Annotated in this window: 17 protein-coding genes; 6 read left to right on the forward strand and 11 right to left on the reverse strand. The window is 72.8% G+C overall.

Going from position 1 to position 18,342, the window contains the following annotated elements; translation table 11 throughout:
• Positions 1-123 precede the first annotated feature (123 nt).
• The 4 genes from ACFYW1_RS37755 to ACFYW1_RS37770 form a co-directional block, all read right to left on the reverse strand.
• Positions 124-1,569 (reverse strand): hypothetical protein, encoded by a 1,446-nt coding sequence (locus ACFYW1_RS37755; protein WP_389004139.1) that lies wholly within the window; start codon positions 1,567-1,569, stop codon positions 124-126.
• Positions 1,566-2,141: a SigE family RNA polymerase sigma factor gene (locus tag ACFYW1_RS37760; protein WP_148840622.1), complete on the reverse strand. Its 576-nt coding sequence runs from the start codon at positions 2,139-2,141 to the stop codon at positions 1,566-1,568. The genes ACFYW1_RS37755 and ACFYW1_RS37760 overlap by 4 nt, the downstream gene beginning before the upstream one ends.
• A 359-nt stretch (positions 2,142-2,500) precedes the next feature.
• Positions 2,501-3,565, reverse strand: a complete 1,065-nt coding sequence (locus ACFYW1_RS37765) for an aspartate-semialdehyde dehydrogenase (protein ID WP_389004141.1) — start codon at positions 3,563-3,565, stop codon at positions 2,501-2,503.
• Positions 3,562-4,833 (reverse strand): aspartate kinase, encoded by a 1,272-nt coding sequence (locus ACFYW1_RS37770; protein WP_148840620.1) that lies wholly within the window; start codon positions 4,831-4,833, stop codon positions 3,562-3,564. Before ACFYW1_RS37770 ends, ACFYW1_RS37765 begins: the two co-directional genes overlap by 4 nt.
• Positions 4,834-5,109: 276 nt before the next feature.
• Here ACFYW1_RS37770 and ACFYW1_RS37775 point away from each other — a divergent pair, with 276 nt between their 5' ends.
• Positions 5,110-5,394, forward strand: a complete 285-nt coding sequence (locus ACFYW1_RS37775; RefSeq protein ID WP_389004144.1) for a hypothetical protein — start codon at positions 5,110-5,112, stop codon at positions 5,392-5,394.
• An 82-nt stretch (positions 5,395-5,476) separates the two neighbouring features.
• Here ACFYW1_RS37775 and ACFYW1_RS37780 read toward each other — a convergent pair whose 3' ends face one another.
• From ACFYW1_RS37780 to ACFYW1_RS37790, 3 genes are all read right to left on the reverse strand, one after another.
• A complete protein-coding gene (locus tag ACFYW1_RS37780; protein WP_356931648.1) occupies positions 5,477-6,136 on the reverse strand; it encodes a DUF5063 domain-containing protein in 660 nt (219 codons plus the stop codon).
• A 137-nt stretch (positions 6,137-6,273) separates the two neighbouring features.
• Positions 6,274-6,873 carry a recombination mediator RecR gene (recR, locus tag ACFYW1_RS37785; RefSeq protein ID WP_148840618.1) on the reverse strand — a complete coding sequence of 200 codons (600 nt, stop codon included), beginning with the start codon at positions 6,871-6,873 and terminating at the stop codon, positions 6,274-6,276.
• Positions 6,874-6,976: 103 nt separating this feature from the next.
• The gene (locus ACFYW1_RS37790; protein ID WP_072487886.1) at positions 6,977-7,312 is read right to left on the reverse strand and encodes a YbaB/EbfC family nucleoid-associated protein; all 336 of its coding nucleotides are present in this window, start codon (positions 7,310-7,312) and stop codon (positions 6,977-6,979) included.
• A 428-nt stretch (positions 7,313-7,740) separates the two neighbouring features.
• Between ACFYW1_RS37790 and ACFYW1_RS37795 the strand changes: the two genes are divergently transcribed.
• Positions 7,741-8,517 (forward strand): SLATT domain-containing protein, encoded by a 777-nt coding sequence (locus ACFYW1_RS37795; RefSeq protein WP_389004147.1) that lies wholly within the window; start codon positions 7,741-7,743, stop codon positions 8,515-8,517.
• Positions 8,518-8,581: 64 nt separating this feature from the next.
• Here the strand turns inward: ACFYW1_RS37795 and ACFYW1_RS37800 are convergent, their stop codons facing one another.
• The 3 genes from ACFYW1_RS37800 to ACFYW1_RS37810 all read right to left on the reverse strand — a co-directional run bounded on the left by ACFYW1_RS37800 (position 8,582) and on the right by ACFYW1_RS37810 (position 11,607).
• The gene (locus tag ACFYW1_RS37800) at positions 8,582-9,232 is read right to left on the reverse strand and encodes a hypothetical protein (protein ID WP_389004149.1); all 651 of its coding nucleotides are present in this window, start codon (positions 9,230-9,232) and stop codon (positions 8,582-8,584) included.
• Positions 9,233-9,372: 140 nt separating this feature from the next.
• A complete protein-coding gene (locus tag ACFYW1_RS37805; protein ID WP_389004151.1) occupies positions 9,373-10,137 on the reverse strand; it encodes a GntR family transcriptional regulator in 765 nt (254 codons plus the stop codon).
• Positions 10,138-10,242: 105 nt separating this feature from the next.
• The gene (locus tag ACFYW1_RS37810) at positions 10,243-11,607 is read right to left on the reverse strand and encodes an aspartate aminotransferase family protein (RefSeq protein WP_389004153.1); all 1,365 of its coding nucleotides are present in this window, start codon (positions 11,605-11,607) and stop codon (positions 10,243-10,245) included.
• Between the two features lie 240 nt (positions 11,608-11,847).
• On the opposite strand from ACFYW1_RS37810, the gene ACFYW1_RS37815 reads away from it, so the two are divergent.
• A complete protein-coding gene (locus tag ACFYW1_RS37815) occupies positions 11,848-12,453 on the forward strand; it encodes a type 1 glutamine amidotransferase family protein (protein WP_389004155.1) in 606 nt (201 codons plus the stop codon).
• On the forward strand, positions 12,450-12,947 hold the full coding sequence (locus ACFYW1_RS37820) for a MarR family winged helix-turn-helix transcriptional regulator (protein ID WP_389004157.1): 498 nt from the start codon (positions 12,450-12,452) through the stop codon (positions 12,945-12,947). The genes ACFYW1_RS37815 and ACFYW1_RS37820 overlap by 4 nt, the downstream gene beginning before the upstream one ends.
• Positions 12,948-12,977: 30 nt before the next feature.
• Here ACFYW1_RS37820 and ACFYW1_RS37825 read toward each other — a convergent pair whose 3' ends face one another.
• Complete coding sequence (locus ACFYW1_RS37825; protein WP_389004159.1) at positions 12,978-14,243, reverse strand: hypothetical protein; 1,266 nt, start codon at positions 14,241-14,243, stop codon at positions 12,978-12,980.
• 195 nt (positions 14,244-14,438) lie between these two features.
• Between ACFYW1_RS37825 and ACFYW1_RS37830 the strand changes: the two genes are divergently transcribed.
• Together ACFYW1_RS37830 and ACFYW1_RS37835 are read left to right on the forward strand one after the other, a co-directional pair.
• The gene (locus ACFYW1_RS37830; RefSeq protein ID WP_389004161.1) at positions 14,439-16,391 is read left to right on the forward strand and encodes a serine/threonine-protein kinase; all 1,953 of its coding nucleotides are present in this window, start codon (positions 14,439-14,441) and stop codon (positions 16,389-16,391) included.
• Between the two features lie 306 nt (positions 16,392-16,697).
• A partial coding sequence (locus tag ACFYW1_RS37835) for a helix-turn-helix domain-containing protein (RefSeq protein ID WP_389004165.1) occupies positions 16,698-18,342 on the forward strand: 1,645 nt, incomplete at its 3' end.

Here is an 18,342-nt window from a genome sequence, read left to right on the forward strand (position 1 = left end):
CCGCCCCCCCCCCGGCCCCGCCGCGCCGCCCGCCCGGGGGCGCGGGGGCGCCCCCCCCCCCCCCCCCCCCCCCCCCCCCCCCCCCCCCCCCCCCCCCCCCCCCCCCCCCCCCCCGCGGGCGCGTCACATCGCGGGGGCCAGTACCCCGGTCCGGTAGATCGTGCCCGCACAGGCATTGGGGATCGTCGCCGCCGCGACCGGTGCCCCGGCCTCCGGCGTGTGCATCACGGAGACGCTGCCGTCCTGGATGCCGCCGTCCTCGCCGAGGAACTGCGCGTCCATGTCCGTCGTCCCCTCGCCGCTGCCGCCGCCGGAGACCGTGGCACCGCCCGCTGCGCCCCCGCCCTCCGTCGGCGTGGGGCTCGGCGAGCCCCCGGCGGTCGGGCAGGTGTCCTTCGGCACCCAGGCGAACTTCACCTCGTACGCCATGGACGGCTTCAGCAGCACCGTCTGCTGCTCCTGCGAGGGGTCGGGCAGCCCGGGGGCCGCGTCGCCCGCGGTGTGGCGGACGACCATGATCCTGGTCTCGTCGGCCGCGCCCATCGTCTGGAAGCCCACGCTGCCGCCGTTGTTCACCGAGCACTCCGTGCCGGAGACGTTGGCGATGCGGAAGGTGCCGTACACCGTGCCGTCGGCCCCGGCCGCGCCGGTCTCGGCCGAGGCGACCCCGAGCTGACCCGGTCCGCAGGCCGCCATGGCGGCCACCTCGGTACGGTCCGGGCCCGCGGTCCCGCCCGCCAGGTTGCCCCCGTCGCCCTGGCCCCGGCTGTCGGAGGGGCTGCTACTGCTCTCGGGGTGGTCCGGGTCGCCGTCGGTCCGCCCGTCGGTGTCGCCGCCGCTGTCCTTGCCGTGGTGTCCCGAACCGGTCTCGGTGCCGTTGCCGCCCTGCGCCTGCTCGCCGTGCCCGGCTATCGCGGGGTTGGCCGCGCTCGAACCGTCGGAGTTCGCGACGTGCACGAAGGCGGGCACCGCGGTACCGATGAGCAGCGCCGCCGCGGCCAGCCCGACGACGGCCTGGCGCCGCTTGGCACGCCGGACGGGCACCGCGCGCTGCAACCGGTCGAGCGTGCCGTCCCGGGGCTCGATGTGCTGGACGGCACCGCGCATCAGGCGGCGCAGCGCGACCTCGTCGAGATCCGCGTCGCCACCGTTGAGCCCGTCACCGCTCAGCCCGTCGACGCTCAGCCCGTCGACGCTCGGGGCACCACCGTTCAGGACACCGCCCGAACCGGAATCCGGGCCGAAGAGGCTGCTCAGACTGCCGAAACCGACCGTCTCGGCCGCCCCGGCCTTCCCGCCGTCCCCGCCGTCCCCGGTTTCGCCACCGCTCTCGGCTTCGGCCCCGGCGGCCTCGGCTTCGGCGGCCTCGGCTTCGGCGGCCTCCGCTTCGGCGGCCTCCGCCGACCCGGTCGGATCGGCGTCCGCTTCCCGGTTCGCAGGCAGGGCGTTCTCCGGCCCGTCGTGGTTCACAATCCCGTTTCCAGTCAGGTCAATCCGTTGCTCGCGCCCGGCGCCGTCGCGCTGTTCACGCCCGGGGCCGTTCTCGTGCGTGCGGTCGCGCCGGCTCATCCCTGCGCCTCCATCACGACGCGCAGCGCCGCGATCCCCCGGGAGCCGTAGGCCTTGACCGAGCCCAGGGATATCCCCAGCGTCTCGGCCACCTGTACCTCCGTCATGTCCGCGAAGTAACGCAGCACCAGCACTTCCCGCTGCCGCCGCTGGAGCCCCCGCATCGCCTTGATCAGCGCGTCCCGCTCCAGCTGGTCGTACGCGCCCTCCTCGGCGCTCGCCATGTCCGGCATCGGCTTGGAGAGCAGCTTCAGCCCGAGGATGCGGCGGCGCAGCGCGGAACGCGAGAGGTTGACCACCGTCTGGCGCAGGTACGCGAGCGTCTTCTCCGGGTCCCGCACCCGGTTGCGCGCCGAGTGGACACGGATGAACGCCTCCTGCACCACGTCCTCGCACGAGGCCGTGTCGTCCAGGAGGAGCGCCGCGAGTCCGAGCAGCGACCGGTAGTGGGCGCGATAGGTCTCGGTGAGGTGGTCGACCGTGGTTCCGGCAGCCACGCTCTCCTCAGCGCCCTCGCGCTGCGAGGGCAGCCGTGCGGGGCGTGCGGCGGGCATGGGCGCGATCACCGGCATGCCGCCGGGCGCGCGGGGCCGTCGGAGCGGGCGCACCGAAGCGCCCCGCAAGGGACCCACCACTGTGATATCGAGAACCTCTGCCACGCCAGTTGGACACGTTTCCCCCCGTCAGGGTTGTACGCGCGCGGCACCTCGTTCGGCGCTGTGCGACATGCCCTCATACGTACCTGCTCTTCCCCAAGTGCCCCGAATGCGCGCCCCGCCGCGCCGAAGGTGACCGCATAGACGCGCATTCCCCGGCCGGCGGTTGCAGCGGGCCGAATGGTCATCGTCGGATACCCCGACCCCCCATCTCAAGATGTTCAGACCTTCAACTTACTCACAGGGCATTCATAGAAACCACAAAACGGGTTCGATCAGACACGGGGGAACTCCGCGGCCACCGACTCGGCGATCTGCGCCACGTTCAGCGCGGCTCCCTTGCGGAGGTTGTCACCGCAGACGAACAGCTCCAGGCACCGCGGATCGTCCATCGACCTGCGCACTCGTCCGACCCAGGTCGGATCGGTGCCGACCACGTCGGACGGCGTCGGGAAGTCCCCCGCCGCCGGGTCGTCGTACAGCACCACGCCCGGCGCCGTCGCCAGGATCTCGTGGGCCCGGTCGACCTCGACCTCGTTCTCGAACCTGGCGTGAACGGACATCGAGTGCGTCGCGACGACGGGTACGTAGACACAGGTCGCCGCCACCCGGAGGGTCGGCAGGTCCAGGATCTTGCGGCACTCCTCGCGGATCGCCAGTTCCTCCGACGACCAGCCGTCCCCGGCCCCGGTGCCCGCCCAGGGCACCACATTGAGGGCCACCGGGGCGGCGAAGGGGCCGTTCCCGGCGTCGCCCAGCGCCCGGCGCACGTCCCCGGGTCTCGTGCCCAGTTCCGTACCGGCGACCGCCGCCAGCTGTTCGCGCAACGCGGCGACGCCGTCGCGGCCCGCCGCGCTCACCGCCTGGTACGAGGAGACGATCAGCTCCCGCACCCCGAACTCGGCGTGCAGCGCGCCGATCGCGACGATCAGCGAGAGCGTGGTGCAGTTCGGGCTCGCGACGATGCCGCGCGGTCTGATCCGTACGGCGTGCGGGTTGACCTCGGGCACGACCAGCGGGACGTCGGAGTCCAGCCGGAAGGCGGCGGAGTCGTCGACGACGACCGCGCCCTTGGCGGCGGCGATCGGTGCCCACCGCGCGGCGATGTCGTCCGGCACCAGGAACAGCGCCACGTCCACGCCGTCGAAGACGTCCTCGGAGAGTTCGAGGACCTCGCTCTCCTCGCCGCGCACGACCAGTTTGCGACCGGCCGAGCGCGGCGAGGCGATCAGTTTCACCTCGCCCCAGACGTCCGCGTGCTGCGAGAGGATCTGGAGCATGACGCCGCCGATCGCCCCGGTCGCCCCGACGACCGCCAGCGAAGGGCGGCCCGCGGTCATCGGCCGGTGCCTCCGTAGACGACGGCCTCGTCGGAGTCGCTGTCCAGGCCGAAGGCGGTGTGCACGGCGCGCACGGCCTCGTTGACGTCGTCGGCACGGGTGACCACCGAGATGCGGATCTCGGACGTCGAGATCAGCTCGATGTTCACACCGGCGTCCGACAGCGCCTCGAAGAAGCCCGCCGTGACCCCCGGGTTGGTCTTCATGCCGGCGCCGACCAGGGAGATCTTCGCGATCTGGTCGTCGTAGCGCAGCGACTCGAAACCGATGCCGCCGCGGTTGCGCTCCAGGGCGTCGATGGCCTTGCGGCCCTCGGCCTTGGGCAGCGTGAACGAGATGTCGGTCAGACCGGTCGACGCGGCGGAGACGTTCTGCACCACCATGTCGATGTTGATCTCCGCGTTCGCGATCGTGCGGAAGATCGCGGCGGCCTCGCCCGGCTTGTCGGGCACGCCGACGACGGTGATCTTGGCCTCGGAGACGTCATGGGCGACTCCGGAGATGATCGCGTGCTCCACCTTCTGGTCCCCTTGCGGCTCGTTGCTGACCCAGGTTCCGCGCAGTCCGGAGAAGGAGGAGCGGACGTGGATCGGAATGTTGTAGCGGCGTGCGTACTCCACGCACCGGTGCAGCAGCACCTTGGAGCCGGACGCGGCCAGCTCCAGCATGTCCTCGAAGGAGATCCAGTCGATCTTCCGGGCCTTCTTCACGACCCGCGGGTCGGCGGTGAAGACCCCGTCCACATCGGTGTAGATCTCGCAGACCTCGGCGTCCAGCGCGGCGGCGAGCGCGACCGCGGTGGTGTCGGATCCGCCCCGGCCGAGGGTGGTGATGTCCTTCTTGTCCTGGGACACGCCCTGGAACCCCGCGACGATCGCGATGTTCCCCTCGTCCAGCGCCGTACGGATACGGCCCGGCGTCACATCGATGATGCGCGCCTTGTTGTGGACCGAGTCGGTGATGACGCCCGCCTGGCTGCCGGTGAACGACTGGGCCTCGTGGCCCAGGTTTTTGATCGCCATCGCCAGCAGGGCCATGGAGATCCGCTCTCCGGCGGTCAGCAGCATGTCGAACTCACGCCCCGCGGGTATCGGTGATACCTGCTCGGCGAGATCGATCAACTCGTCCGTCGTGTCGCCCATCGCGGACACCACGACAACCACCTGGTTGCCGCTCTTCTTGGCATCGACGATTCGCTTGGCGACGCGCTTGATGCCCTCGGCATCGGCTACGGAGGAGCCTCCGTACTTCTGCACGACAAGGCCCACGTGCGCTCCTCGCTCAGTCCGTTACTGCGGTCGGCTCAGTTTAACGAGCAGCCCGAAAACGCCCCGCCAATACCACATGGTGAGATGTCCCGCTCAACACGTGATCCTCGGCGTGTCGTTCCGAGCCGCTCGCACAGGGTCTGTTGCCCGCCGATCGGGCCCGCACTCCCTATGTGGCCCAGCCCACACGCCCGGCGGGCCGGATCCCGGATCCGGCGGCCCCGCACCTCTAGCGTGGACCGGAACCCCCTGATCCGCCCTTCGGAGGCCCCCACCGTGCGCAATCCGCTCCGCGCGCTCCCCGTGCTCCTGGCCCTGGCCGCCCTCCCCCTGACCGCTTCCCCCGCCCACGCGGGCAGCACCTGCTCCGCCACCCGCCCCGACGCCCCGATCTACGCGGGCTCGAATCCCTGGACCGACATCGTCGGCTACCTGGACCCCGGCGTCCCGGTGAACGCCACCCGCCAGGGCGCGGACGAACTGTGGCGCGTCTCGCGCACCGACAACGGCGCCCCACTGGGCTTCATGCGTCCGGGCGACCTGCGGTGCGACGGCGGATGAGCGCAGCGCTCCCGGACACGTGCGGGCCCCGGACGGATGCACCGTCCGGGGCCCGCACGTCGTGGTCGTGGCTGCGGCGCCGCTACTGAACCGGCCGCAGTCCCAGTGGTCCCGCGATCTCCTCGGCCATCACGCGGCCCGCCTCCTCGGCGAGGTCGTCGTCGAGGGTCTCCGAGTCCGTGTCCAGGCCGTCCAGCTCCTGGAGGGGCTGGTTGAGGCGGATGTGGGCGATCAGGGACTGGAGGGCGCGCAGGGCGGCGGAGGCGGTGGAGCCCCAGTTGGAGAAGTAGGAGAACTGCCACCACCACAGGGCCTCGGTCGTGCGGTCCTCCTCGTAGTGGGCCAGACCGTGGCGCAGGTCGGTGACCAGGTCGGCCAGGTCGTCGGAGATCCGGGCCGGGACCGGGGCCTTGCGGGGCTCGTACGGGTCGAAGACCTCGGAGTAGACGTCGATCGGCTCCAGCAGGGCGGCGAACCGCTCGCGCAGCCCGTCCGCGTCCGGCTCCGCGCCGAGGTCCGGCTCGTAGCGCTCGTCGGGGACGATGTCCTCGTACGCGCCCAGCCGGCCGCCGGCCAGCAGGAGCTGGGAGACCTGGAGCAGCAGGACGGGGACGGCCTCCTCGGGCTCCTCGACCTTGGACACCTCGGTGACCGCGACGATGAACGTCTTGATCTGGTCGGCGATCTGGACGGCGAAGTCGTCCGGGTCCTGCGTGACGGAGTTCAGCGTGGCGTCAGACATCGAGGGGACCTCCCGTGGGCACGGTCACGAACGGTGGGAAGAACATATCCGCGCTGAACGTAAAGCCGTCGTGAGTCGCGGAAACGGTCATCGACCGAACACCGGACGACACGAAGGCATCACACATCGGACGCACGTCACACATCGAGCAGCCGCCTCCCCTCGAAGGCGCGGCCCAGGGTCACCTCGTCCGCGTACTCCAGGTCGCCGCCCACCGGCAGGCCGCTGGCCAGCCTGGTGACGCGAAGGCCCATCGGCTTGACCATCCGCGCCAGGTACGTGGCGGTGGCCTCGCCCTCCAGGTTGGGGTCGGTCGCCAGGATCAGTTCCGTGATCGAGCCGTCGGCGAGCCGGGCGAGCAGTTCCCGGATGCGCAGGTCGTCCGGGCCGACGCCCTCGATCGGGCTGATCGCGCCGCCCAGGACGTGGTACCGGCCGCGGAACTCGCGGGTCCGCTCGATCGCGACGACGTCCTTCGGCTCCTCGACCACGCAGATCACCGACTGGTCCCGGCGGGCGTCGCGGCAGATGTTGCACTGCTCCTGCTGGGCGACGTTGCCGCAGACCGTGCAGAACCGCACCTTGTCCTTGACCTCCAGGAGGGCATGGGCGAGACGGCGCACGTCGGTCGGTTCGGCCTGCAGGACGTGGAAGGCGATCCGCTGGGCGCTCTTGGGACCGACGCCGGGCAGCCTGCCCAACTCGTCGATGAGGTCCTGAACCACGCCTTCGTACAACGGGAACGCCTTCCTTTCCTGTCCTGCTTCTGTTCTGTTCGGTTGTTCCGTCCGGTGCCGCCCTGTGCGGGAGCACCGACCGGACGGGTGCCGGGGCCGGGTGTCAGAAGGGGAGGCCGGGCATGCCGCCCAGGCCCTGGGCCAGCGGGCCCAGCTTCTGCTGCTGGAGCTGCTGCGCGTTCTCGTTCGCCGCCTGGACCGCGGCGACGACCAGGTCCGCGAGCGTCTCGGTGTCCTCCGGGTCGACGGCCTTCGGGTCGATCACCAGGTTGCGGAGCTCACCGGAACCGGTCACCGTCGCCTTCACGAGACCGCCGCCCGCCTGGCCCTCGACCTCGGTCCTGGCCAGTTCCTCCTGGGCCGCGGCGAGGTCCTGCTGCATCTTCTGGGCCTGCTGCAGCAGCTGCTGCATGTTGGGCTGACCACCACCGGGAATCACGGTTGCTCCTGGCAATTCGACGACAAAATGTTTCGGTACGCCGAGCCTACGTGCTCCCCGGGCAGTGCGCCCCACCCACTGGGGAGCAACTCTTTCGAGTGAGTTTCAGGCAAGGTCAGGAAGACTCCTATACCTGATCACAGGCCCTGCGCACCTGGGAATACCGCGATTTCTACCCCATGGCCCACCATTCGGCGGTAGGAAGGGCATGCGCATCGGTACGTACGAGTACACAGGCCGTCACGCAAGGTTACGTATTCGGGGCGTTCGGTCACTCCGCAGAGCGGCAGGGGTGCCGCACGGCGGTCCCGTACCACCCGCAGCACCCACGAGCCCCGCCGCCGCGACGCACCGCCGTCGCGACGACCACCGCCGGAACGCACCGCCGCACATCAGGCGCCGCCCCGCAGAACACAGAGGAGTACCCGGTGAGCCAGCCGGAGATGCAGCCCGAGGGGTCGCCCCGCAACGAGCCCGGTCCGGCCGGCTCGGGCTCCGGCGGGCGCGGCCGGGACGACCGGGTCGGGGATCTGACCGGTACGCCGTTTCCGCTCGGCGACTGGGGCGAACCCGCCGACCGCCTCGACGAGCTGTACCGCTGGGTCGAGAACGACGCGTTGCGCACCGCCGACTGGTATCTGCACGACCGGGTGTGGAAGCGGCGCGGGGCCAGGGCGCTGCGGATCGGCACCGCGCTCGGGGCGGTCGCGGGTGCCGCGCTGCCGCTGCTCGACCTGACCGGGGCGCTGGACGGGGCGGCGGGCTGGGGCTACCTGTCGTTGCTGCTGGGTGCGGCGTGCATGGCCTGCGACCGGTACTTCGGCCTGACCTCGGGCTGGATAAGGAACCTCGCCACCGCCCAGGCCGTGCAACGGCGCCTCCAGGTGCTGCAGTTCGACTGGGCCTCGGAGTGCGTGCGGGAGGTGCTCGGCCCGACCGAGGGCACGGCCAGCGAGGCGGCCGAGCGGTGCCTCGGGGTGCTGCGGCGGTTCTCGGAGGACATCACGGAGCTGGTGCGCACCGAGACCGCGGACTGGATGGTGGAGTTCCGCGCCGGGCCCGCCCCGATGGGGATGCAGGCGCTCGCCTCGGCCGCCGGGGGCGGCGGGCGCGCGGATCAGGGCGTGCTGCCGGGGCGGTTCCCGTTACAGACGATGACCCGGCCGAACATGCCGCGCCAGCGGCCCCCGGAGTCCCCCCGCTAGACCCGCCCCGGCTCTTGTGCCCCGGCCCGTTCCCGGACCGGGGCCGTGCGGCGCGCTGCCGGCCTCAGCTGAAGATGATCATCGAGCCCTGGGCGAGGCTGCGGGTGACCGCCGCGTGCAGTCCCAGCCAGACGTGCCGCTCGCGGGCGAACGGGCCGGTCTCGTACGGTGCCGGGTCCGCCCGTTCCTCCAGGGCGGTCGGCGCGGCCGGCGGCAGCGGGGCGGCCGGCGGGTTCGCCGGGTCGATGCCGATCGACGGGGCCATGTACTGCAGCTCCCGCAGCAGTCCGTGCGAGGAGCCCAGCGGGCCGCCGCCCTGGAGCAGGTCGTCGTTGGAGAGCGGAGCGGCGAAGTCCAGCGGGACGTACGCCCCGGCGTGGTCGTAGTGCCAGACCAGGTGGGACTGCTGGGCCGTGGTCTCGAACATCTCCAGCAACTGCTCGTAGTCCCCGCCCAGTTCGTCGACCGGCGTGACCGCGAGGCCGCTGAGCTGGAGCAGGTAGGCGCGGCGCAGGAAGTGCAGGGCCTCGTAGTCGAACCCCGCGACCGGGGCGACGTCGCCCGTCAGGCCCGGCATGTAGGCGTACACCGGTACGGGCGGCAGTCCCGCCTCGCCCAGCGCCTTGTCGTAGACGGCTATCTCTTCGGCGAACGGGTTGTCGGGGCTGTGGCACAGCACGTCGACGAGGGGGACCAGCCACAGGTCACAAGCCACGAAGTCTCGCTCTCCCACGGGTGCACATCGGAACGTTCGGGATGGTCGGGACAGCGTAATGCGAGGGGCGCGCCGCGCACAGTGGACCGTCGCCCGGGGGCGTGACCGGCCCGTCGCCCGGGGCTCGGCGCGGGCCGCCGTCAGGGGCGCGGGGCGACCGGGCCGCCGCCCGGTTCGTGCCCGGCCGGGGGCGCGGCGTGGCCGGGGTGTTCGAGTTCGCCGGCCGCGAGCCGGTCCACCCAGGTCAGCGCGTGCGTGTTGTAGTCGTTCATCACCGCGCACACCCCGTCGCGGTCCCCGGCGGTGATCGCCGCGACCAGGTCCGGGTGCCGGTTCCAGAGCCAGTCCCCGGCCCGTGCGTCGTGGCGCAGGTACGGCACCGCGAACACCCATGCCTGGACGCGCAGCCGGTGCAGGAAGTCGTTGATGTACGGGTTGCCCGCGATCGCGCCCAGTTCGCGCCAGAACCGCAGGTCGTACCCGATGAGGATGTCGAGGTCGCCGCCCAGCGCCGCCCGTGCCGCCTCCTGGGCCCGGCGGCGCACGGAGACCATGCAGTCCCGGTACGCCGCCACGTGCGCCACCGAGGGCCTCGGGGCGAAGAAGATGTCCCGGATGACGCCGTCGATGACCAGGGTGCGGGCCTCGACGATCGCCCGGTAGTCGGCGACGCCGAACTCGCGCACCCGGAAGCCCCGGTGCTGGTCCGACTCCAGCAGCCCCTGCGCGGAGAGGTCGAAGAGCGCCTCGCGCACCGGCGTCGCCGAGACGCCGTACTGTTCGGCGATCTGCTTGACGGTGAATTCCCGTCCCTGTCGCAGACGTCCGGCGAGCACCTCGTCACTCAGCGCGTCCGCGATCTGTTGCCGCAGCGTACTGCGGGTCACAGCTCCGCTCGCGCCCATGGCGCCCCTCCCCGTTCCTCGGCTCCGGTCACCTTAAGCCAGGCTCGCCGTGCCCGGATCCGGGCAGAGGAGGGGCGCCGCGCTACCGGGCCGCGCGCGCCCCGGTCACACCGTGTGTTCGTCGGCCACCGACAGCGCCGCGTCGAGGGCCGCGAGCCCTTCCCTGGCCTCGGCCTCGGTGATGTTGCAGGCCGGAACCGCGTGCGTGCGGTTCATGTTGACGAAGGGCCACAGGCCGTTCTTCTTCGCCGCCGCGCCGAAGGCCGCCATCGGTGCGTTGGCCTCGCCCGAGGCGTTGTACGGGACGAGCGGTTCGCGGGTCTCCTTGTTGCGCACCAGGTCCAGCGCCCAGAACGCGCCGAGGCCGCGCACCTCGCCGACCGACGGGTGGTTCTCGGCCAGTTCGCGCAGGCCGGGGCCGAGGACCGTCTCGCCGATGCGGGCGGCGTTCTCGATGACCTTCTCGTCCTCCATCACGTGGATGGTGGCGACGGCCGCCGCGCAGGCCAGCGGGTGGCCGGAGTAGGTCAGTCCGCCCGGATAGGGGCGGGTGTCGAACGTCGCGGCGATCTCGGCCGAGATCGCGACGCCGCCGAGCGGCACGTAACCGGAGTTGACGCCCTTGGCGAAGGTCATCAGGTCCGGCACCACGTCGAAGTGGTCGGCGGCGAACCACTTGCCGGTACGGCCGAATCCGGCCATCACCTCGTCGAGGATGAAGACGATGCCGTACCGGTCGCAGATCTCGCGCACGCCCGCGAGGTAGCCGGGCGGCGGCGTCATGATGCCCGCCGTGCCGGGGATGGTCTCCAGGATGATCGCGGCGACATTGGCGACGCCCTCGAAGGCGAGGGTGTCCTCCAGGTGCTGGAGCGCGCGGGCGCACTCCTCGGCCTCGTTCTCGGCGTGGAACGGCGAACGGTAGAGGAACGGCGCCCAGAAGCGGACGACGCCCGCCGAGCCGTTGTCGGACGGCCAGCGGCGCGGGTCACCGGTCAGGTTGATCGCGGTGGAGGTGGCGCCGTGGTACGAGCGGTAGGCGGAGAGCACCTTCGTGCGGCCGGTGTGCAGCCGGGCCATGCGGACGGCGTTCTCGACGGCCTCGGCACCGCCGTTGGTGAAGAAGATCTTGTCCAGGTCGCCGGGGGTGCGCTCGGCGATGAGGCGGGCGGCCTCGGACCGCGCCTCGATCGCGAACGCGGGGGCGAAGGTGGCGAGCTTGCCCGCCTGCTCCTGGATCGCGGCGACGACGGTGGGGTGCTGGTAGCCGATGTTGGTGTAGACGAGGCCGCTGGTGAAGTCCAGGTAGCGGTTGCCGTCGTAGTCCCAGAAGTACGCCCCCTCGGCGCCGGCGACGGCGAGCGGGTCGATCAGGCCCTGGGCGGACCAGGAGTGGAACACGTGCGCACGGTCGGCGGCCTTCACGGCCGCGCCGGCGGCGGGGTCGGCATGAGGGGCATGAGGGGTCATGCGGCGAGCGTAGGTCGCGCGGGGAGCGGCCGGACATGGCCACCTTGTATGGCATGGGGCCCTTCCGGGTCGGCAGGGTGTCGGGGGTTCGAGGGCATGCCGCCCGGCCCCTGCCGGTGCGCCGCCCCTCGTACCGCCCGAGCAGTTGACAGCACCCTGTCGAGACGACAGCATGCTGTCATGCCTTCGCGACGACCGGCACCGGGTCCGCGCCGCCGGGGGGCCGCCGGAGGAGGCGTCATGAACGACACCCGCAGGTCCGTGCACCTGGCCGTGTACGACACCCTCGCCGACTGGGAGACGGGGCACGTCACCGCCCATCTCGCCCGGGCGGGCCTCACCGTGCGGACGGTCGGCCCCACCACCGGCCCCGTCACCACCATGGGCGGGATGCGCGTCCTGCCCGATCTCGCGCTCGCGGACCTGCGCCCCGAGGACAGCGCGCTCCTGGTGCTTCCCGGGGCCGACCTCTGGGACTCCGGCGACGCGCTCGCCCCCTTCGCCCGTGCGGCGCGCGGCTTCCTGGACGCCGGGGTGCCGGTCGCCGCGATCTGCGGGGCGACGGCGGGCCTGGCCCGCGAGGGGCTGCTCGACGACCGCGCGCACACGAGCGCGGTCTCCTTCTACCTCGCGGCCACGGGGTACGAGGGGGGCGAACGGTACGTCGAGGCGGACGCGGTGACCGACGGCGACCTCATCACGGCCGGCCCGACCGAGCCCGTCGCGTTCGCCCGCGAGGTCCTCGCACGGCTCGGCGTGTACGAGGGCGAGAAGCTCGCCGCCTGGTACCGGCTGTTCCACGACTCGGACGCGGCCGCCTACGAGACCCTGAACGCCGCCTCATGAGCCGGGAACCAGCGGACCGGGAACCGACGGACCGGGAGCCCTCGCCCCGGCCCCCCTCGAATCAGGAGCTGCTGAGCCGTACCGCGCTCGGCGTCTTCCGGCTGAACGGCCAGTTCCTCACCGTCTCCGAGCAGTTGGCCGGGCCCGCCGGGCTCACCGCCTCCTGGTGGCAGGTCCTCGGGGCCGTGCTCCGCGAGCCCCTGCCCGTCGCCGGGATCGCCCGCGCCATGGGCATCACCCGGCAGAGCGTGCAGCGCGTCGCCGATCTGCTGGTCGGCAGGGGCCTGGCCGAGTACGTGCCCAACCCCGCCCACCGCCGCGCCAAGCTGCTGCGCCCCACCGACGAGGGACGCGCCGCGGTCCGGCGCATCGACCCCGGCCACGCCGGCCTCGCCGCCCGGCTCGCCGCCGAGCTGGGCGAGGAACGGTTCGCGGAGACCGTACGGGTCCTGGAACGGCTGTCCGCCGCCATGGAAACCCTCGCCGAACCGTAGGACGCCCCGCCCGGCGGGAACCACCGGAACCTACCGGGACACCCGCATCCCGAACACGAAGCGCCGGTCCGCGTACTCGGTGAGGCCCCACACCCGTCCGGTGCCCGGGGTGATCCCCTGGTAGCTCAGGTCCTCGGGGCCCTTCGGCAGCTCCCACAGCTTCCGCGCCGTGCCGACCCCACCGGAATCGAGCCGCACCCCGCTGTAGTACCCGTTCCCGCTGCCCCTGCTGACCGACAGGTAGAGCCTGCCCCGGATGCTCACCGCACCCTGCACGCCGCGCCCCTCCGGCAGCCCCGGCCCGCGCTCGACGCGGTACACGGCCGACGAGACCGCACTCGCCGCCCCCGGCGCCGTGCGCGGGTACGGGCTGTTGTGGCCGATGTCCCAACGGGCCACGATCGCGTGGTCCTTGCCGGGCTCCCACTCGTTCACGACGAGCGACCGGTACGGGCGCAGCGGGTCCCGGTCGACCGACACCTGGGAGAACTTGAGCCTCTTCCGTCCCTGCGCGTCCACCCGGTAGACGCGGCTGAGCGGCATCGCGTACGGCTCCCGGAACGCGTGGAAGTCCCCGCGGGAGTCCTTGCCGCAGAGGTCGCGCCGGCCCTTGACCGGGAACATGTCGTCGGTGTTGAACACGTAGAGCGCACCCGTGCGGCTCTCGGTGACGTACAGCCTGTTCCCGTACCAGGCCAGGCCCCCGGCGTGCAGGCCGTACAGCGGCTCGAAGCTGTGGCCGCCGGCCTTCCGGGTCGGCAGCACCAGCAGGGCGTACCAGTACTTCGGCGTGCGGCCCCGCAGATCGATGATCGCCACGCGGCCGCCGCGGTTCGTCGAGTGGTCCTCCTCCCGGTGGTACCAGGAGACCAGCAGGATGTTCCTGCCCCGCTGCCCGGTGGCGTCGTGGACGGTGGAGATGCCCTGGGGCCGCCAGGTGTCCCGCCCGGCGAGCCGGTCGGCGCCGCTCCACCGGAACGCCTTGTCGGGCCGCCCCGCCGACCCGGGCCACCAGGCCCCGGGAAACCCGTTCCGCCCCTCGTACTGAGGCTTCTTCCTCAGCACGCCGGCCACGTCGATCCGGCCCAGCTTCTCCTTGTCGCGGAGCCCGCGGATCGACTCCTCCAGCAGCGCGGAGTGCGCCGCGTCGTACGTGAGGCCCATCGGCTGCTCGGCGGGTGCCGCCGTCACCCCGTTCGACGCCGCCGCCTCCCCCGGCACCAGCAGCCCACTCGTCGCCGCGACGACCGGAGCCGCCGCCATCCCGCGCAGAATCGTTCTCCGTGTGGTGTCCATGTCGACGGACCATAGGGCGGAACAACTCGGTCCAGAACAGCAGAAGTTGTCCCGGACCTGTCCCGGACACGTTCCGGGACGGAGTCGTGCTCCGCAACCGCCCCGCCCGCGCCGTGCGTGGATCCCTATGATCGAGCGAGCCATGCCAGGCACCGCACAGACCAGCTCGACCCCGGGGGAAGGACGTCCAGCGCCATGCAGAGCCTGACGCCACAGGATCCGCGCGCCATCGGCGCGTACCGGCTGCTCGCCCGGCTCGGCGAAGGCGGCATGGGGCAGGTGTTCCTCGCCAGGTCGGCGAACGGCCGCACGGTCGCGGTGAAACTCGTCCGCCCCGAGCTGGCCGCCCGGCAGGAGTTCCGCGACCGCTTCCGCCACGAGGTGCGGGCCGCCCGCCAGGTCGGCTCCGCCTGGACCGCTCCCGTGCTGGACGCGGACACGGAGGCGGACGTGCCCTGGGTCGCGACCGGCTACGTCGCCGGGCCGTCCCTCCACGCCACCGTCACCGGCCGGGCCCGCCCCGCGCCGGGCGACCCGTCCGACGCGTACGGCCCCCTGCCCGAGCGCTCGGTCCACTTCCTGGGCGCGGGCCTCGCGCGGGCCCTCCAGGACATCCACGCCGCCGGGATCGTCCACCGGGACCTCAAGCCCTCCAACGTCCTGCTGACGATCGACGGGCCGCGCGTCATCGACTTCGGCATAGCCAGGGCCCTGGACACCGTCACCGACGGCGGCGTCACCCGCACCGGGGCCCTGATCGGCTCACCCGGTTTCATGGCCCCCGAGCAGGTGCGGGGCGAACGGGTCACCCCGGCGTGCGACATCTTCTGTCTCGGCTCGGTGCTGTCGTACGCCTCGACCGGCCGGCTCCCCTTCGGCGACTCCGACAGCGGCGCGCACGCCCAGATGTTCCGGATCGCGCAGGAGGACCCGGACCTGACCGGCGTTCCCGTGGACCTCGTCGAACTGATCAGGGACTGTCTGCACAAGGACCCGGCCGCCCGTCCCACGACGGACGCGATCCTGGACCGGCTGGCCGACGGCGACACCGCCGAACCCTGGCTCCCCGGCGCACTCATCGCCCAACTCGGGCGCCACGCCGTCGGGTTGCTGGACTACGAGGACCCCGCAGACCCCGAAGACCCCGAAGGCACGTCCGGCCCCGCACCCGTGCCCGGCGAGGTACCCCCGGCCGCAGCAACCGCCGCCGCCGCGACCGCCGTGCCCCCGGCGCCGCCCACCGCGCCCGCTCCTTCCGCGCCTCCGGCGGACCGCCCCGTGCACGCGTTTCCCACGGCGCCCGGGGTTCCGGACCCGCATCCTCCCGCGTCCGCGCCGGCCCACTCCCCCGCGTACGGCTATCCCCAGCAGCCACCCGCCCAGCCGCACCCCGGCCACGGCCACCCGCAGTCCCAGCAGGGCGGCCCCGGGTACGGCTACCCCCGGACCCCGCCGCCTCCGCAGCAGCAGTACGGCTTCGGCGCCGTGCCCCCGAACGGGACGCCCCCGTACGGTCCGCAGCCCCCCGCCACCGCCCCGCAGTCCGGTCCCGGACCGGAACGCCGCGGCCGGGGCCGGGGCTCGACCGTGGCCCTCGTCCTCGTCGCCGTGCTGGTCGCCGTGGGTGCGGGCGGTTCCGTCTACGCCTTCATGAACGACAAGGGGAAGGGGACCGAGGCATCCCCCACCGGCTCCCCGTCCCCCACCGGCACCTCGTCGGGCTCCCCCGGATCCGGCGGCCCGTCCACCGCGGTCCCCACCCCCACCGGGGACGCGGAGAGCGGCGACGGACCCATCCCGTCCGGCTACCTCGGCTCCTGGTCGAGCTCCATCGACAACGCCACGGGGCGCTCGACCCGCAAGCTCGTCATCCAGCAGGGTGAGGTCGGCGACACCGTCCTCGCCCTCACCGCGGACGGCCCGCTCGACACCGGCGATTCCTACCACTGCGTCTTCCAGGCCGATCTGGTCTCCGAACCGGCTCCGGGCGGCCCCGTCGAGGTCGGCCCCTCCACGGTCACGGTGGGCGAACCCATGACGTCCTGCACCGCGGGCAAGGCCACCACGCTCACCCTGCTCCCGGACGGCACCCTGCGCCGCGAGAACACCGAGAGCGGCGAGAAGCTCACGTACACGAAGGACGACTGACCGCGCCCCGGCGGCGTTCCTCGCCCGGACGGACCGGGAAGGGCAACGGTTGCGGACGACGGCAACAGCCACCCCCGTGAGCTGCTGCCGTCGCCCCCCCGCCCCCGTGACTTCCTCCCCCAGGGGCTTCCGCAACCGCGTTCGAGACTCTAGGTCCTGCCCCGGAAGCCCAAAAGCTTCACTTCGCACGGTGTGCGCCGTCTTGGGTAACAACCCGCACAGTCAAACCGGTACTCTGCACTCCGGTTTTTCGGTGGAAGCGGAGGATGCGTGGGCGCGCGGGAACGAGCCGACGACGTGCTGCGGATGTACCGGCTGGCCCGGTCGGGCGGGTCCCGGGAGCTCCTGCGCTGGGTGTCCGGCCGGGCCGCGGGCTGGGCCGGGCTGCTCGACGGCGACGGCACCGTTCTGTACGGCGTGGTCCGGAGCGCGGACGGCATGGGCGCCGGGGCCGCCGCGCTGGCGGGCGAGTGCGTGCGGGAGGTGGCGGGGCTCGACGCGCACTCCTTCTCGTTCGACCGGGGAGCGCACACCGTGCTGCTGTTCCCGCTGGACGGGCCGCCGGACTCCACCGCCCCGGCCCTGGCCGTGGTCGCGCCGCGCCCGTTGCCCGAGGGGCTCCTCCTCCTGCTCGCCGACGTGGCGATGCCGCTGACCATGTGCTGGGCGGCGGAGTCGGTGGAGCGCAGGCGGCGACGCGTCGACCTCGCGGAGTCCCGGGGCCGGGAGGCGGTGCTGCACCTGCTGATGACCGGTCAGCTGTCCATCGCGCACCAGGTGGCGGGGGCTCTGAAGCCCACGCTGCCCGACCCCGTCCGGGTGTACGTCGTGGAGTGTCCGGTCGGCGGCCGGGACGAGGTGATGCGGATCTGCACGAGGCTGTCCGGCGGCCGGTCCTGGATCGTGCGGTGCCCGGTGTACTCGCGCCACGTGATCCTCGTCGTACCGGCGGACGCGGACACGGGACCGGCCGCGGACGGGAGCGCGGCAACGGGGCCGGTCACGGGAACGAACGATGGCACCGGCGGGAAAGAGGGAGACGGGGCCGGGCAGTGCCTGGGTGCCCGGGTCGCCGACGCGGTGGCCGGGTGCGTGGTCGGGGCCGGCGAGAACGTACCGCTGTCCGACACCGCGACCGGCTACCGGCAGGCGTTCCACGCGCTGGCCGTGGCCCGCGGACTGCCCGCCCGGCACGCCCGCTTCGGCTCGGCGCAGGAGCCCGCCGTGGTCGCCGGGGAGGCCGGGGCCCGCTGGGCGAAGGCACTGCTGGACCCGCTGCTCACCCATGTGCCGCGACGCAGTCACGACCCGGGCAGCCAGGAACTCTCGGCGACCCTCGCCTCCTGGCTCGCGTTCTCCTCGCACGCGACCCAGCACCTGAAGATCCACCGCAACACCCTGGGCGCCCGGCTCCGGCTGATCGGTGAACTGCTCGGCCTCGATCTGAACCGGCTCGGCGACCAGGCCGCCCTCGACCTGGCCCTGCGCGTCCGCGCCACTCCCCTCACCCTGTCGACGACCGCCGACGACGGGCCGGAGCCCCCGGCGCCCCCTCGCCTGGACGACATCCTGCGCACCACGGCCATGCGGCAATGGGCGGACCGGCAACTGCGCCCGCTGGCCGGTTCCGGCAGTTCCAGGAACGCCGCCGATCCGCGGGAGACGCTCCGCACCTGGCTGGAGTGCGAGGCCCGGACGACCGCGACCGCGACCGCGCTGGGCATCTCCGTACCGGGGGTCCGCAAGCGGCTCACCCGGCTCGAATCGGCGCTCGGGCGCTCCCTGCTCCAGGCGCCGAGCGCCCGCTACGACCTGTGGCTGGCCTTCCGGGCCCTGGATCTGGCGGCGGCCGAGGCGGGGGGGGGGGGGGGGGGGGGGGGGGGGGGGGGGGGGGGGGGGGGGGGGGGCGGGGGGGGGGGGGGGGGGGGGGGGGGGGGGGGGGGGGGGGGGG

Source organism: Streptomyces sp. NPDC002669, from assembly GCF_042889165.1.
In the GTDB taxonomy this organism is placed as follows: Bacteria; Actinomycetota; Actinomycetes; order Streptomycetales; family Streptomycetaceae; genus Streptomyces.

What these genes read in the sequence shown, in the direction of transcription:
- ACFYW1_RS37755 (WP_389004139.1), bottom strand. Translation starts at nt 1,569, where the DNA reads ATGAGCCGGCGCGACCGCACGCACGAGAACGGCCCCGGGCGTGAACAG.
- ACFYW1_RS37760 (WP_148840622.1), bottom strand. Translation starts at nt 2,141, where the DNA reads ATGCCGGTGATCGCGCCCATGCCCGCCGCACGCCCCGCACGGCTGCCC.
- ACFYW1_RS37765 (WP_389004141.1), bottom strand. Translation starts at nt 3,565, where the DNA reads ATGACCGCGGGCCGCCCTTCGCTGGCGGTCGTCGGGGCGACCGGGGCG.
- ACFYW1_RS37780 (WP_356931648.1), bottom strand. Translation starts at nt 6,136, where the DNA reads ATGTCTGACGCCACGCTGAACTCCGTCACGCAGGACCCGGACGACTTC.
- ACFYW1_RS37805 (WP_389004151.1), bottom strand. Translation starts at nt 10,137, where the DNA reads ATGGGCGCGAGCGGAGCTGTGACCCGCAGTACGCTGCGGCAACAGATC.
- ACFYW1_RS37810 (WP_389004153.1), bottom strand. Translation starts at nt 11,607, where the DNA reads ATGACCCCTCATGCCCCTCATGCCGACCCCGCCGCCGGCGCGGCCGTG.
- ACFYW1_RS37815 (WP_389004155.1), top strand. Translation starts at nt 11,848, where the DNA reads ATGAACGACACCCGCAGGTCCGTGCACCTGGCCGTGTACGACACCCTC.
- ACFYW1_RS37820 (WP_389004157.1), top strand. Translation starts at nt 12,450, where the DNA reads ATGAGCCGGGAACCAGCGGACCGGGAACCGACGGACCGGGAGCCCTCG.
- ACFYW1_RS37825 (WP_389004159.1), bottom strand. Translation starts at nt 14,243, where the DNA reads ATGGACACCACACGGAGAACGATTCTGCGCGGGATGGCGGCGGCTCCG.
- ACFYW1_RS37830 (WP_389004161.1), top strand. Translation starts at nt 14,439, where the DNA reads ATGCAGAGCCTGACGCCACAGGATCCGCGCGCCATCGGCGCGTACCGG.